The organism is Paraburkholderia sp. BR10937 (assembly GCF_040965695.1).
Taxonomy (GTDB): domain Bacteria; phylum Pseudomonadota; class Gammaproteobacteria; order Burkholderiales; family Burkholderiaceae; genus Paraburkholderia.
Genome location: NZ_JBFRCL010000002.1, coordinates 276,363 through 290,779 on the forward strand (window position 1 = coordinate 276,363; position 14,417 = coordinate 290,779).

11 protein-coding genes and 1 pseudogene are annotated in these 14,417 nt (G+C 65.5%); 9 read left to right on the forward strand and 3 right to left on the reverse strand.

Annotation, left to right across the window (positions count from 1 at the left end):
• Positions 1–158: 158 nt before the first annotated feature.
• Entirely contained in the window at positions 159–938 is a 780-nt protein-coding gene (locus AB4Y44_RS03210) for a hypothetical protein (protein WP_368698679.1), read from the forward strand.
• A 33-nt stretch (positions 939–971) separates the two neighbouring features.
• On the opposite strand, the gene AB4Y44_RS03215 is transcribed toward AB4Y44_RS03210, so the two are convergent.
• Together AB4Y44_RS03215 and AB4Y44_RS03220 are read right to left on the reverse strand one after the other, a co-directional pair.
• Positions 972–1,763 (reverse strand): 3-hydroxybutyrate dehydrogenase, encoded by a 792-nt coding sequence (locus AB4Y44_RS03215; RefSeq protein WP_368698680.1) that lies wholly within the window; start codon positions 1,761–1,763, stop codon positions 972–974.
• Positions 1,764–1,787: 24 nt separating this feature from the next.
• On the reverse strand, positions 1,788–3,188 hold the full coding sequence (locus AB4Y44_RS03220; protein ID WP_342921738.1) for a GntP family permease: 1,401 nt from the start codon (positions 3,186–3,188) through the stop codon (positions 1,788–1,790).
• Between the two features lie 357 nt (positions 3,189–3,545).
• Here AB4Y44_RS03220 and AB4Y44_RS03225 point away from each other — a divergent pair, with 357 nt between their 5' ends.
• Positions 3,546–5,003, forward strand: a complete 1,458-nt coding sequence (locus tag AB4Y44_RS03225) for a sigma-54 interaction domain-containing protein (protein WP_368698681.1) — start codon at positions 3,546–3,548, stop codon at positions 5,001–5,003.
• A gap of 18 nt (positions 5,004–5,021) precedes the next feature.
• Here AB4Y44_RS03225 and AB4Y44_RS03230 read toward each other — a convergent pair whose 3' ends face one another.
• Positions 5,022–5,942: a 3-hydroxyacyl-CoA dehydrogenase family protein gene (locus AB4Y44_RS03230; RefSeq protein ID WP_368698682.1), complete on the reverse strand. Its 921-nt coding sequence runs from the start codon at positions 5,940–5,942 to the stop codon at positions 5,022–5,024.
• A gap of 165 nt (positions 5,943–6,107) precedes the next feature.
• On the opposite strand from AB4Y44_RS03230, the pseudogene rbsK reads away from it, so the two are divergent.
• From rbsK to AB4Y44_RS03265, 7 genes and pseudogenes are all read left to right on the forward strand, one after another.
• A pseudogene (rbsK, locus tag AB4Y44_RS03235) lies at positions 6,108–7,072 on the forward strand (ribokinase).
• Between the two features lie 8 nt (positions 7,073–7,080).
• Complete coding sequence (gene rbsD / locus AB4Y44_RS03240) at positions 7,081–7,479, forward strand: D-ribose pyranase (RefSeq protein ID WP_342921735.1); 399 nt, start codon at positions 7,081–7,083, stop codon at positions 7,477–7,479.
• A gap of 19 nt (positions 7,480–7,498) precedes the next feature.
• Positions 7,499–8,998 (forward strand): sugar ABC transporter ATP-binding protein, encoded by a 1,500-nt coding sequence (locus AB4Y44_RS03245; protein WP_368698683.1) that lies wholly within the window; start codon positions 7,499–7,501, stop codon positions 8,996–8,998.
• Between the two features lie 43 nt (positions 8,999–9,041).
• On the forward strand, positions 9,042–10,001 hold the full coding sequence (locus tag AB4Y44_RS03250) for a ribose ABC transporter permease (RefSeq protein WP_342921733.1): 960 nt from the start codon (positions 9,042–9,044) through the stop codon (positions 9,999–10,001).
• 108 nt (positions 10,002–10,109) lie between these two features.
• On the forward strand, positions 10,110–11,075 hold the full coding sequence (gene rbsB / locus AB4Y44_RS03255) for a ribose ABC transporter substrate-binding protein RbsB (protein ID WP_324162576.1): 966 nt from the start codon (positions 10,110–10,112) through the stop codon (positions 11,073–11,075).
• A 198-nt stretch (positions 11,076–11,273) separates the two neighbouring features.
• The gene (locus AB4Y44_RS03260; protein ID WP_342921732.1) at positions 11,274–12,302 is read left to right on the forward strand and encodes a substrate-binding domain-containing protein; all 1,029 of its coding nucleotides are present in this window, start codon (positions 11,274–11,276) and stop codon (positions 12,300–12,302) included.
• A 94-nt stretch (positions 12,303–12,396) separates the two neighbouring features.
• The gene (locus AB4Y44_RS03265) at positions 12,397–14,364 is read left to right on the forward strand and encodes an amylo-alpha-1,6-glucosidase (RefSeq protein ID WP_368698684.1); all 1,968 of its coding nucleotides are present in this window, start codon (positions 12,397–12,399) and stop codon (positions 14,362–14,364) included.
• The last annotated feature ends 53 nt before the right edge of the window (positions 14,365–14,417 follow it).

A 14,417-nucleotide genomic window follows, 5' to 3' on the forward strand; every position in this document is an offset into this window, starting at 1 on the left:
CACTGCGCAACGACCCGGAATAATCAGCCAGCATATAAATCGACGCGTTCCGGCGTTCTGTACGGAGACGTACGGAATACGAAAGTTTTTTCCCTCAGTCTACGGTCTGCATTGACCGTGTGCCCGTATTCGCCGATCGGGCTGCGCGAGGGACCGCGATGAACGTGCTGGACGATGAACGGCCGCAAGATGAATTCGTGCGGGTAGACGTGCAGAGTGCGCAGGCGCTCGCTCAGTCGATGGACGACGACGGAGTGGGCGTGCTTCGCGACATCGTGCCAGCCGCCATTCTCACGAAGCTGCGCAGCGGGGTAGCCGTGCTGGTGGAGCAGCAAGGCGCCCGATACTTCGGCTTTAGCGGGGCGCAATGGGTAACGGGCACCTGTCTCGCCCCGCTATTCGAAGACTCGGGGCTGCACGCGTTGTTGCGCCAGCTATATGTGCGCAAGATGGGGACGCTGCCGCCGAGCGAGCGGATTTATCCGGTGATGCGCGTGCTTTCGGGAAAACAGGGCGTCCGTCACTCGAACAATTTCCACTACGACTCGTACGCCATATCGATCCTGCTGCCGATTCAGATTCCCAATGACCCGGGCGAACTGGCAGGCCATCTCGTGATGTTTCCGAATCTACGTAATGCGCGGCGCTTTGCGATCGTCAATATCGTCGAGAAGGCGATCATGGAAAAGCTGCTCGCCAGGATCTGGCGCTCACCACGTGTGCAGAAGTGGCTTTCTGCGAAAGTCGTAACGTTGCAGCCGGGGAATCTATACTTCATTTGGGGCTTGCGCTCGCTGCATGCGAATCAGGCCTGCGCCCCTTCCAGTGTTCGATGCACCGTCCTGTTTCACTTTGGCGACCCGCACGAAAGCAGTGTATTCAAGGGGCTCAGCCACTGGCTGCACGCCATGAAACTGCGGCGCATGGCGCGCGATTGACGCGTTGTACGTCGCTCGCGCGCCGCTGCCGTTTTACTGCGCGAGCCAGCCGCCATCCACCTTGAGTTCGGCGCCGCGCATCTCGTTCGCCGCTTCCGAGCACAGGAACGCCGCCACGCCGCCAATCTGCTCCACCGTCGCAAAGCTTGCCGACGGTTGCTTTTCGCCGAGCAGTTTCAGCGTAGCGTCTTCGACGGACATGGCCTCGCGGTGGGCCAGATCGTCGATCTGCTTCTGCACGAGCGACGTGAGCACCCAGCCCGGACAGATCGCATTGACAGTCACGCCGCTGCGCGCGGTTTCCAGTGCGGCGACCTTGGTGAGCCCGATCACGCCATGCTTGGCCGCGACATAGGCCGACTTGCCCACCGAGCCCACGAGCCCATGTACCGAAGCGATATTGATCACGCGTCCCCAACCCGCTGCGCGCATGATGGGAAGCGCCGCGCGCGTGGCGTGAAACGTCGCGCTCAGATTGATCGCGATGATCTGATCCCAGCGCTCCACCGGGAAGTTCTCGATCGTTTCGACATACTGAATGCCCGCGTTGTTGACGAGAATATCGAGCCCGCCGAACGTGCTGGCCGCGAAAGCCACTAGGGCTTCGATCTCGGCAGGACGGCTCATGTCCGCATTGTGATGCACGGCGCGCACGCCGGCCGCCTCGATTTGCGCGAGCGCGGCCGCCGGATCGCCGAAACCGTTCAGGACGATGTCGGCGCCTGCGCGAGCCAGCGCCGTCGCGATGCCGAGACCGATGCCGCTGGTCGAACCGGTGACGACGGCGGTTTTTCCGGCGAGGGAGAGCGTGTTGGGGAGATGCATGGGTGGGCCTGGTGTCGTTGCCGGTTAGACGATGCCGGTCAGGTAGAACACGGCGATCACGAAGAAAACCGCAAGCGTTTTGATGATGGTGACCGCGAAAATGTCGCGATACGACTCGCGGTGCGTGAGGCCCGTGACCGCGAGCAGCGTGATGACCGCGCCGTTGTGCGGCAGTGTATCCATGCCGCCGCTCGCCATCGCCACCACGCGGTGCAGCACTTCCATCGGAATGTGCATGGCTTGTGCGGTCTTGATGAAGGTGTCCGACATGGCGGCGAGCGCGATGCTCATGCCGCCCGACGCGGAACCCGTGATACCCGCGAGCGCCGAAACCGAAACGGCCGCATTCACGAGCGGATTCGGAATGGCCTTGAGCGCATTGCCGACCACGAGGAATCCGGGCAGCGCCGAGATCACGCCGCCGAAGCCGTACTCGGATGCCGTATTGAGCGTGGCGAGCAGCGCGCCGCTTACTGCGGTCTTCGTGCCGGTCGCAAAGCGTTCCTTCACGCGGCCGAACGCCGTCACGATGACGAGCAGAATGCCGAGCAGCAGTGCGCCCTGCACGGCCCAGATCGCCACGACGCTTTTCACGGCCACCGTCACGGGCGCATGCATGCCGGGCAGCACGTCGGGCGAGACGGTGAAGCTCTCGCCGTACCACTGCGGAATCCACTTCGTGAGCAGGAAGTTGGCAACGCCAACGAGCACGAGCGGCGCAATGGCCAGCGCCGGATGCGGCAGATTGCCGGTCTCGACGCGCTCCGGTTCGTTCACGAGCGACGTGCCATAGCCTTCGCCCTTCGCCATGGCGCTGCGGCGGCGCCATTCGAGGTACGTGAGACCGACCACGATGATGAAGACCGAGCCGATCACGCCGAGCCAGGGGGCGGCCCACGCGGTGGTCTTGAAGAACGTGGTGGGAATGATGTTCTGGATCTGCGGCGTACCGGGCAGCGAATCCATCGTGAACGTGAACGCGCCGAGCGCGATCGCACCAGGCATGAGGCGCTTCGGAATGTTGCTCTGGCGATAGAGTTCTGCTGCGAACGGATACACCGCGAACACCACGACGAAAAGCGAGACGCCGCCATACGTGAGCAGCGCGCAGACCGCGACGATCACGGCGTTGGCGCGCGAGCGGCCAATGTAGCGGATCGCGGCGGCCACGATCGCTTCGGAGAAGCCGGATAGTTCGATGACCTTACCGAACACGGCGCCGAGCAGGAAGACGGGGAAGTAGAGCTTGACGAAGCCGACCATCTTTTCCATGAAGATGCCGGAAAACACGGGGGCGACGGCGGAGGGATCGATCAGCAGCACGGCGCCCAGTGCGGCGATGGGCGCAAAGAGAATGACGCTGTAGCCGCGGTAGGCCACGAACATCAGGAACGCCAAAGCGGCGATCACAATCACAAAGGACATCTTGTCTCCAGTTGGTTTATTCGTGCAGGTCTGTTTGTTGTTCGCGTGCGCCGAAGCCGGCGCGACCGCGCAATTGAGCACGATATGTGCCAGCGGGCGGGGAGCCTTGCGCGAAGCGGCGCGCAAACGGGCGGCATGGGGCGCAGGGGTGCGCTGGGACGCTTGCGGCGGCTGCGAGTCTCAAAACTGAGACGGCTTGGGCTAAGAAAGCGCGCCGCTGCTTGCCACCCCGCGCGCAAAGCCGGGAAATTTCAGGCGACGTGGCGCAATCTCATTTCTGAGATAATGCGTCCCGAAAATGAGAATCCACTAGCCTTGACGGGCTACGTCAGGGCCGCGCCCAAACAAAAGCACCGAATGGAAATCGAAACGACCGCGCTGCTGGCCGACTACGACCACGTGCGCAAGCTGGCGATGCAATCGCTCTTTCAATCGCTCGACAAGTTCAGCGAAGGCACCGTGATCGTCGATCGCAACGCGCGGGTGGTCTGGATCAACCGGGACTACGCGGCGCGCTTCGGCTTTGACGACCCCATGGCCGTGATCGGTCTCGATTGCGAAGCCGTCATTCCGAACAGCATGATGCGCGACGTCGTGAAGGGGGGCGAACCCATCCTGCTCGACATTCTCGAGACCGATCGCGATCCGATCGTCGTCACGCGTTTGCCGATCAAGGACGACAACGGCGAAACGATCGGCGCCGTCGGCTTCGTGCTGTTCAACGAACTCAAGGGACTGTCGCCGCTCTTCAGCCAGTACGCGCGACTGCGCGCCGAACTGATCAGCACGCGCCAGTCGCTCGCGCAGGTGCGCCGCGCGAAGTACAGCTTTTCGAGCCTGATCGGCACCAGCGCTGCGAGCCTCGAAGTGAAGCGCCAGGCGCGCCGGGCCGCGCGTCTCGCGTCGCCGGTGCTGTTGCTTGGCGAAACGGGCACGGGGAAGGAATTGCTCGCACACGCCATCCACGGCGCGTCCGGACGCGCGGACAGTCCGCTCGTGACGGTGAACGTCGCGGCGATTCCCGACACGTTGCTGGAACTCGAGTTCTTCGGTGCTGAGGCGGGCGCGTACACGGGCGCGGAGCGCAAGGGGCGCATCGGCAAGTTCGAGCTGGCCCAGGGCGGGACACTCTTTCTCGACGAGATCGGCGACATGCCGCTCGCGCTGCAGGGCAAATTGCTGCGGGTTTTGCAGGAGCAGGAGTTCGAGCCGCTCGGCTCGAATCGCATCGTGCGCACCGACGTGCGCATCATCGCGGCGACCTCGGCGGATCTGCCCGCGCTCGTGGCGCAGGGCCGCTTTCGCGCTGACCTCTACTATCGGCTCAACGTGCTGATGATTCGCGTGCCGCCGCTGCGCGAGCGCCTGGCGGACATCGAGGCGATGGCGTATTCGATTCTCGACAAGCTCGCGGTGGAGAGCGGCGCGGGGCATCTCGAACTCGACAAAGATGCGCTTGCGGTGCTGTGTGCGTATGGCTGGCCGGGCAACGTGCGCGAATTGCGCAATACGCTCGAGCGCGCGGTGCTGCTATCGGAGAGCGAGCGCATCGATGCGCGCTCGCTCGCGCGCTTCATCGGCGATGGGCGCGGGCAGCGCCGCGACGAAGAGCCGGGCGCTCAGCACGACACGCAGGACGATACCGGCGTGCCGCAGTATCAGCAGTACGACGAAGCAATGCGCGACTACGAACGCCGCTTCCTGACTGAAGCGTTGCGCGCGGCGGGCGGCCAGGTGACGAAAGCCGCAGCGCAGATCGGCATGGCGCGCGCGACGCTGTACCGGCGGATCGTCGCCCTCGGTATCGATGTTTGATGCTGTGAGTCTGCGCAGTCACCCGCCGGCAATGAGTTTTTTGCGCGCGGCCTTCACGCGCGCCACATGCGCTTCATCCCAGTCGTAGAAGCCCGCGCCGCTGCGCACGCCCACGCGGCCTGCCTGGACTTGCGCGCGCAATAGATCGATCACGTCTTCGTCCTTCGCCAGTTCGGGCATGAGATGCGAGGAGATGTCGACGAAGGTGTCGAGGCCGCCCATGTCCGCGCTCTCGAACGGGCCGACGATGCCCCACCGGCGGCCGAGCGACGCCTTCATCACGCGGTCCACCACCTCGGGGCTCGCCGCGCCCGAACGCACGATATTGAGCGCCTCGCGCAGCACCGCGAATTGCAGCCGGTTGCCGACGAAGCCGGGGATCGCTTTGGCGAGCACGACGGGCTCCATGTCGATCGCGCGCATGAGCGTCTCGGTTCGCGCGGTGACGTCGGGCGTGGTGGCGCGCCCCGGCACGACTTCGACGAGCGGGATCATGTGCGGCGGATTCCAGAAATGCGCAATCACGAAGCGCTCGGGCGCGGTTAGCGGCCCTGCCAGCAGATCCGGCTCGAAGCCGCTCGTGTTGCTCGCGAGAATCGCATCGGGGGCCAGCACCGCGCCGAGTTGCGCATAGAGCCGGTGCTTGAGATCGAGGACTTCGGGCACGGCCTCGAAGACGAACTGGGCTTCGGCCATGGCTTCGAGTGTCGCGCTCGTTTCGATTCGCGCAAGCGCGGCCGCGCCTGTTGCCGCGTCGATGCGGCCCGCGTCGATCAGTTCGTCGAGCACGGCCTGGGCCTTCACGGACACACTGTCGAGCCGCGCGGGATCGACGTCATGGACGATCGTGCGCAGGCCGTGCAGCGCACATTGCGTCGCGATGCCAACGCCCATCAATCCCGTGCCGATCACGCCCGCCACCGTCACCGTTCTGTTCATGCTTCGTCATCTCCTTGCTGTTCCTCAATTGGGTTCGACAGCATAGCGCTTCGCATGACGCGGCGTCGTCCCGCTTCGGTTGGTTGCCACTAATCGGGGACATATTCCTGTGCGTATCCGGTAATACCCTGGGTCTATTTCACCCGCGTGACGACTCTGGTATAACTGCGCTCCCAAGCTGATTACGTTTTAGCACGGCAAAAAACCGCAGGCGCGGCAAGCCGTGGAAAGGGAGTGCAATGGCGCGCGTAGTGGTGGTGGGCAGCATCAACATGGACATGGTCGTCACGACCGACACGTTTCCCCGGCTCGGCGAGACGCTGTTCGGCACGCATTTTTCGACCCATCCGGGCGGCAAGGGCGCGAACCAGGCGGTCGCGGCGGCGCGTCTTGGCGCCGAGGTGACGATGATCGGCTGCGTCGGCGCCGATGCGTTCGGCAGCGAGATGAAAGCGACGCTGGCGCGCGAAGGCGTCGATATCGCGCATGTGGGCACGGGGCGCGAGGCGACCGGCATCGCGTCGATCACGCTCTCGGGCGGCGATAACGCGATCATCGTCGTGCCGGGCGCGAACCACGAGCTTTCGCCCGAAGACATCGACCGTGCAAGCGCCGCGATCGCCCAGGCCGACGTCGTGCTGGCCCAACTCGAAGTGCCCTATGCAACGGTGCTGCACGCCGCGCGGCGCGCTCGCGAACACGGCAAGCCGTTCTTCCTCAATCCCGCGCCCGCAGTCGAACTGAGCGGCGAGCTGCTCGAACTGACCACGCTGCTCACGCCCAACGAGCATGAGCTCGCGACCGCCCTGCAGACGCCGGAAGGCGCGTGGGCCGAGGTCATCGCACGCTCGCCTGTGCGCATTGCCATGACGCACGGTAAAGACGGCGCGTACTACGCCGACGCCGATGGCGCGCTCGTGCATCAGCGGGGATTCACCGTCGAAGCCGTCGATACGACCGGCGCCGGCGACACCTTCAACGGCGCGCTCGCGGCGTTCTGGCATCTCGGCATTGGCGAGGCCGTGCGGCGCGCGAACGCAGCGGGCGCGCTCTCGGTGACGCGCGCCGGTGCGCAGGGCGGCATGCCCACGCTCGCCGAACTCGAAGCCTTCCTGAACACGCAAGCCTGAGATTCGCAGTGAAAAAACACGGACATCTGAATCGCGACATCGCACGCGTGCTGGCCCGTATGGGCCATACCGACAGCCTCGTGATCGCCGACTGCGGCCTGCCCATTCCCGACGGTGTGGAATGCATCGATGTTTCGCTCGCGGTGGGCGTGCCCGACTTCTTCGCCGTGCTCGACAGCGTGCTCGCCGACTTCAAGGCCGAGCGCGCGGTGTTCGCGAGCGAGGCGCAGACGCACAACGCGGCCGTGGTGGCGCGCAGCCGCGAGCTGGCCGCGGCGCACATCGCCATTGAAGAAGTGCCGCACGAAGAATTCAAGCGCCGCTGCCGCGAGGCGAAGGCGGTGATCCGCACCGGCGAATGCAGCCCCTACGCGAATGTGATTTTGCATTCGGGCGTGATCTTCTGAGAGGTCCAGGATGCAAGTGATGATGCAGGGGATCGGCAAGGCGTTCGGTCCGGTTCGGGTGCTCGAAGGCGTCGATTTCCGCATCGAGGCCGGCGAGATCCACGCGCTGATGGGCGAGAACGGCGCAGGCAAATCGACGCTCATGAAGATCCTGAGCGGCGTGTATCAAGCCGATGCGGGCGAGATCCTCGTGGACGGGCGCGCGGTGCAGATCCGCAGCACGGTCGAGGCCGAACGCGCGGGCATCGCCATCATTCACCAGGAATTGAACCTCATCCCGCAACTGACAGTGATGGAGAATCTGTTCCTTGGCCGCGAGCGGAGCCGCTTCGGCATGGTCGATGTCGCAACGATGCGCAAAGAGGCGCGCAAGTGGCTCGACAAGGTCGGCGCGCAGCGTATCGATCCGCAGACCGAGGCGGGGCTGCTCTCCATCGGTCAGCAGCAACTCGTGGAAATCGCCAAGGCGCTGTCGCTGAACGCGCAAGTCCTCGTGATGGACGAGCCGACCGCCGCGCTCACGAACCGCGAGATCGAAACGCTCTTCGAGATCATGCAGTCGCTCAAGGCGAGCGGCGTGGCGATCGTCTACGTCTCGCACCGCATGGAAGAGATCTTCCGTGTATGCGACAAGATCAGCGTGCTGCGCGACGGCCATTTCGTCGGCGAGCGCGCGATTCGCGACACCGGTTTCGACGAGATCGTGCGCCTGATGGTGGGCCGCGAGATCGGCGAGCGATTCCCGAAGCGCAGCCACGCGCCGGGCGACGTGCGCATGAGCGTGGCCGGTCTGGCGGACGACGGCCATATCGAAGGCATTACGTTCGACGTGCGCGCGGGCGAGGTGCTGGGCATCGCCGGACTCATGGGCGCAGGCCGCAGCGAGATTCTGCGCACGCTGTTCGGCGCGAACCGCAAGACGGCGGGCACGGTCACGCTCGACGGCAAGCCGCTCGAGGTGCGCGACGCGTCGAGCGCGATTGCGGCGGGTATTGGCTTCGTCACGGAAGACCGCAAGCGACAGGGGCTCGTGCTCGGCATGTCGGTGCGCGAAAACGCGACGCTCGTGCATCTGGACCAGTACGCCACGCTCGGCTTCGTCAACGAGCGCGCGGAGCGCAGCGCCGTCGAGGGGTTCATCAAGCAGTTGCGCGTGCGCACGCGCGACGCCGAACTGGACGTCAAGGCGCTTTCGGGCGGCAATCAGCAGAAGGTCGTGTTCGCGAAGTGGCTGGCGCAGCTGCCGAAGGTGCTGCTGCTCGACGAGCCCACGCGCGGCGTGGACGTGGGCGGCAAGGCCGAGATCTACACGATCATCAATCAGCTCGCGGAGCAGGGCGTCGCCATCGTGATGGTGTCGTCCGAGCTGCCCGAAGTGCTGGCCATGAGCGACCGCATTCTCGTCATGCATCAGGGGCGCCAGAACGGCATCTTCGAAGCGGCCACGGCCACCCAGGAACTGATCATGACGGCGGCAGCCGGCGGCGAGGCGAGTGCCGCGCAAGCCGTGGCGGCCTGAGCGAAGGCGCTTACCCAATCACTGAAAACTAGCGAGACATGACATGTCGCAAGTGACCCTTACCCCCGGCAGCCGGGCGACGCTGCAAAAGCTCGGACCCTTCGTAGCACTGCTGATCATTTCGGTGGCGCTCTCGATCGTGAGTCGTGATTTCCTCACGCTCGACAACCTGCTCAACGTGATGCGGCAGGCGTCGATCAACGCGCTGATCGCGTTCGGCATGACGCTCGTGATCCTGCTCGGCGGCATCGATCTCTCGGCGGGCTCGGTGCTCGCGCTTTCCTCGGTGATCATCGCGACGCTGCTGAGCGCGGGCACGCCCGCCATCGTCGCGACGCTCGCCGGCCTCGTGGCTGGCGGCCTGATGGGCTTCGCCAACGGTCTCGTGATCAGCAAGGGCAAGGTCGCGCCGTTCATCGCCACGCTCGGTTCGATGACGGTGCTGCGCGGCCTCGCGCTCGTCGTGTCGAACGGCAGCCCGATCAGCAGCTTCAACAGCGACTTCTTCTCGCTGCTGGGCGGCGGCTATGTCGCGCGCCTCGTGCCGATTCCCGTCGTGCTGATGCTCGTGATGTTCGGCGTGTTCTGGGTTCTGCTGCGCAAGACCGTGTTCGGCCGCCATATCTACGCGACGGGCGGCAATGCCGAATCGGCGCAGCTGTCCGGCGTGAAGGTCGATCGCATCCAGTTGTGGGTGTACACGATCGCAGGCGTCATGTCGGCGCTCGCGGGCGTGGTGCTGACCTCGCGCCTGAACTCCGCGCAGCCGACCGCCGGCACGGGCTACGAGCTCGACGCCATCGCGGCGGTCGTGCTGGGCGGCACGAGCCTCACGGGCGGCCGCGGCTGGATCTTCGGCACGCTCGTGGGCGCGCTCCTGATCGGTGTGCTCAACAACGGCCTGAACCTGCTCGACGTGTCGTCGTTCTATCAGCAGGTCATCAAGGGCATCGTGATCCTGCTTGCCGTGCTGATCGATCGCGGCAACAAGAAGTCGTCGTAATCCCCAGGCCGCACCACGCTCCATTCGCGTGGCGCGGCAGTTTGGCATCAATAGTTATCCTGACGTTTTTTATCTCCACACACTCCACATATAACGAGGAGGAAGACTATGCATAAGCACAATTCGCCGTCGATTTCGAAACTGTTTGCGGCGCTCGCCGCCGGTTCGCTCGTGCTGGGCCTCGCGGCCTGCTCGAAGGAAGGTCCGGGCAGCACGGCCGATGCCGGCGCGTCGGCTGCGGCGCCGGCTTCGGGCGGCGCGGTCACGGTCGGTCTGTCGATCTCGACGCTCAACAATCCGTTCTTCGTCTCGCTCAAGAAGGGCGCCGAAGACGAAGCGAAGAAGGACGGCGTGACGCTCATCACCGTCGACGCGCAGAACGATCCGGCCAAGCAACAGGCGAGCGTCGAAGACCTGATCGAGAAAAAGGTCAACGTCATCCTCATCAACCCGACCGATTCTTCGGCGGTGGCCAACGTCGTGAAGGAAGCGACGAGCAAGGGCATCAAGGTGATTTCGCTCGACCGCAGCGTGAACGGCGCGGAAGTCAGCTCGCATATCGCTTCGGACAACAAGGCGGGCGGCAAGATGGCCGCTGATTTCCTCGCCGACAAGCTGGGTGGCAAGGGCAACATCGTCGAGTTGCAAGGCATTCCGGGTTCGTCGGCGGCCAACGAACGCGGCGCCGGTTTCGACGACGAAATCGCGGCCAAGGGCGGCGTGAAGATCGTCACGAAGCAGCCGGCCGACTTCGATCGCGCCAAGGGCCTTTCGGTGATGGAAAACATCATCCAGAGCAACAAGGACATTCAGGGCGTGTTCGCGCAGAACGACGAAATGGCGCTGGGCGCGGTCAAGGCGCTGCAGGCTGCGGGCCTGAAGAACGTGGCCGTGGTCGGCTTCGACGCCACCGACGACGCGATCGCCGCGGTCAAGGCCGGCCAGATGGCCGCGACCGTGCAGCAGCAGCCCGAACTGATCGGCCAGTATGGCGTGCAGGCCGCGAAGAAGGTGGTCGACGGTCAGCCGGTCGACAAGTTCATTCCGGTGCCCCTGAACCTGTACAAGCAGTAAGCACGTTTGCAGGCGCGCGCGAGCGTAGTACCATCGGACGCGAAGATCTTCGCGTCCGCGCGCGCTTGAGAGCGACTGCGCGCCCCGCGCCACACGGGGCGCTTCGTTTTTGGGGCTTGCCCTGGCTCGCAGCCGCGTCGCCGGCTCTTCGGCCTCGCGTTTATCCGATCCCCAACCCATACCTGGCAGGAACGCCGCGTGTCCCAGTTCGAGCGTCTGACTATCGACGACATTGCCCGCCTCGCGGAGGTTTCGCGCACCACGGCCAGCATGGTGCTCAACGGCAACGCCGAGCGCTACCGCATTTCGGCGGCGACGGTCGAGCGCGTGCTGCAGGTGGCGAGGGACCATCATTTCACGCCGTCGCAATCGGCGCGTGCGCTGCGCTCGCGGCGCAGCAACACGATCGGCCTCGTGATTCCCGATCTGACCAACTCGGCGCACGCCGCGCTCGCCCAGGCCATGGAATGGCAATGCCGCGAGCGCTACCGTTATCAGCTCGTGATCGTGACGAGCGACGAAGATCCGGTGCGCGAGACCGAGGGCATCGCGCATCTGGTCGCGCAACAGGTGGACGGCGTGGTGGTCGTGCCGTGCACCGCCGATGCGCCGCGCTACGACAAGTGGGTCAAGCGTCTGCCGATCGTGTTCGCCGACCGCCGCGTGGCGACGAGCGCGATTCCCTATGTGATTACCGACGCCGCCGAAACGGTGGCGGCCCTGGTGAGCGAGACGATCGAGCAGGGCGCACGGGAAGTGGTGTTTTTCGGCGGCCAGCCCGAACTCTCGCCGAGCCGCGACCGTCTTGCGGGCTACCGGCTCGCGCTCGAGCGCCACGGCATTGCGGAGCAGGCCGACTGGGTGTTTCAGCGCGACTACCAGCGTGAGTCGGGCTATGCGCTGATGAAGGCCTGGTTCGAGGCGCATGGGCGCTATCCCGAGGCGCTGTTCGCCGGTTCGATCACGCTGCTCGAAGGCTTGCTCGAGTTCGTGAACGAAGCGCATCAACTCGCCCAGGCGCCTGGCTGCGTGATGACCTTCGACGATCATCAGCTGCTCGACTGCCTGCCGCTGCGCATCGACGCCATCGTGCAGGACAGCGCGCAACTCGCGGAACATAGCCTGCGCTGTGTATTTTCGCTGCTCGAAGGCGACGGCCCGCCCGAGTCCATTCAGGTGCCCGCGCAGATCCATTACCGGCAGCGGCGCGGGCGAACCGTCGAATGACGGGTCGGTGCAACCGCGCCGACTTTGACGCTCACGGCAGCCCGAGCCGACGGGAGTATCGTTGCGCAGATGATCCACGAGGGTAGGACAACCGATGACGCGTCTTGACAGCCCCATCGATGCGCGGCGCCTCGACGACGAATGGCTCGAAGCGGACGGCGACGGCGGATTCGCATCCGGCACTGTCGGCACTGCGCGTACGCGCCGCTATCACGCGCTGCTGCTCACGGCCAGGCAACCTCCCACGAACCGCGTGGTGCTCGTCAACGGCGTCGAAGCCTGGCTCGAGGACGGGGAGCGCAAGACCGCACTGACGATGCAGCGCTACGCGCCCGATCTGCTCTATCCCGATACCTCCGAGCGCATCGCGAGCTTCGACTCCACGCCGTGGCCCACGTGGCGCTACCGGCTGGACGGCGGCGCCATGCTCACGGCAGAAGTGTTCGTGGCGAAGGCGAGCCGCGAGGCCGTGCTGCGCTGGCGGCTCGATGCGCCCTCCGGGGCTGGCGGTGCCGTGCTGAAGGTCCGCCCGCTGATCTCGGGCCGCGACTATCACGGGCTCCACCACGAGAACCCCGCGTTCGACTTCAACGCCCGGATCGACGGCGAGCACGTGCGCTGGCAACCGTACGGCGATCTACCGGCCATCGTCGCGCACTCTAACGGCGGCTATACGCATGCGCCGGACTGGTACCGCAACTTCTGCTACACGTGCGAACGCGAGCGCGGTCTCGACTACACCGAGGACCTCGCGACGCCAGGCGTGTTCACGTTCGATCTGCGCGAGGGCGACGCGGTGATGCTGTTGCGCGCGCAACCATCGTCCGGTGCACCTGCGCCAGATACCTCGCTCGACAGCGGCGAAAGCGCGGCGAGCCGCGCACAACTGCTCGCCGGCTTTGAAGAAGTGCGCCGGGCGTCGTTTGGCTCGCGCCTGCAGCGGTCGGCCAGCGCTTATGTCGTCGCGCGCGGCGACGGCCGCACGATCGTCGCGGGCTATCCGTGGTTCACCGATTGGGGCCGCGACACGTTCATCGCCATGCGTGGTCTGCTGCTCGCGAACGAGCGCTACGAGGAGGCGGGCGAGATCCTGCTCGAATGGGCGGCGACCGTATCAGAGGGCATGCTGCCGAACCGCTTTCCCGATGCGGGCGGCGCGCCCGAATACAACTCCGTCGACGCATCGCTGTGGTTCGTCGTGGCGGTGCACGAGTACTTCGCGGCCGGGAACGTGCCGCACGAAGCGCGGCATGCGCTGCAAGGCGCCGTCGATGCCATCCTCGAAGGCTATGCGCGCGGCACGCGCTACCGGATCGCAGCCGATCCGCGTGATGGCCTGCTGCGAGCAGGCGTGCCAGGCGTGCAGCTCACCTGGATGGATGCGAAGGCGGGCGACTGGGTGGTCACACCGCGCATCGGCAAGCCGGTGGAAATTCAGGCGCTGTGGATCAACGCGCTGCGCATTGCCGCGGCATGGGATACGCGCTGGCGCGAACTTGAAGCGCGCGCCAGCGCCTCGTTTGCCGGGCGCTTTGTCGATCCGTCGACGGGCGCGCTATTCGACGTGGTCGATGTCGATCACGTGGACGGCACGGCCGATCGCTCGATCCGGCCGAACCAGATCTTCGCGGCAGGCGGGCTGCCGTTCGCGCTGCTCGAAGGCGATGCGGCGCGCGCGGTCGTCGCGCAGGTCGAAGCCGGGCTGCTTACGCCCATGGGGCTGCGCACGCTCGCGCCGTCTGAGCGCGCGTATCGCGGGCAGTACCGTGGCGGCGTGCTGGAGCGCGACGGCGCCTATCATCAGGGCACCGTCTGGCCCTGGTTGCTCGGCCCCTTCGTGGACGCCTGGCTGCGCGTGAACGGCGATACCGCGGCGCAGCGCGCGCTCGCTCGCGAGCGGTTCGTCGCGCCGCTGCTCGCGCATCTCGACCGCGCCGGGCTCGACCACATTTCCGAGGTCGCCGATGGCGATGCGCCGCATCAGCCTGGCGGCGCACCGTTCCAGGCATGGTCGCTCGGCGAACTGCTCCGCGTCCTGAAACGGCTCGGCGATGCCGGCTAGTTCGCAGCCGAAGCGCCGCGCGCACGCCCGGTGGGCAAACCGCGCTAGCATGG

Bases quoted from the DNA above. Each gene is read 5' to 3' on its own strand.
- AB4Y44_RS03220 (WP_342921738.1), bottom strand. From the start codon at position 3,188: ATGTCCTTTGTGATTGTGATCGCCGCTTTGGCGTTCCTGATGTTCGTG.
- AB4Y44_RS03215 (WP_368698680.1), bottom strand. From the start codon at position 1,763: ATGCATCTCCCCAACACGCTCTCCCTCGCCGGAAAAACCGCCGTCGTC.
- AB4Y44_RS03245 (WP_368698683.1), top strand. From the start codon at position 7,499: ATGATGCAGGGGATCGGCAAGGCGTTCGGTCCGGTTCGGGTGCTCGAA.
- AB4Y44_RS03225 (WP_368698681.1), top strand. From the start codon at position 3,546: ATGGAAATCGAAACGACCGCGCTGCTGGCCGACTACGACCACGTGCGC.
- AB4Y44_RS03230 (WP_368698682.1), bottom strand. From the start codon at position 5,942: ATGAACAGAACGGTGACGGTGGCGGGCGTGATCGGCACGGGATTGATG.
- rbsB (WP_324162576.1), top strand. From the start codon at position 10,110: ATGCATAAGCACAATTCGCCGTCGATTTCGAAACTGTTTGCGGCGCTC.
- AB4Y44_RS03265 (WP_368698684.1), top strand. From the start codon at position 12,397: ATGACGCGTCTTGACAGCCCCATCGATGCGCGGCGCCTCGACGACGAA.
- AB4Y44_RS03250 (WP_342921733.1), top strand. From the start codon at position 9,042: ATGTCGCAAGTGACCCTTACCCCCGGCAGCCGGGCGACGCTGCAAAAG.
- AB4Y44_RS03210 (WP_368698679.1), top strand. From the start codon at position 159: ATGAACGTGCTGGACGATGAACGGCCGCAAGATGAATTCGTGCGGGTA.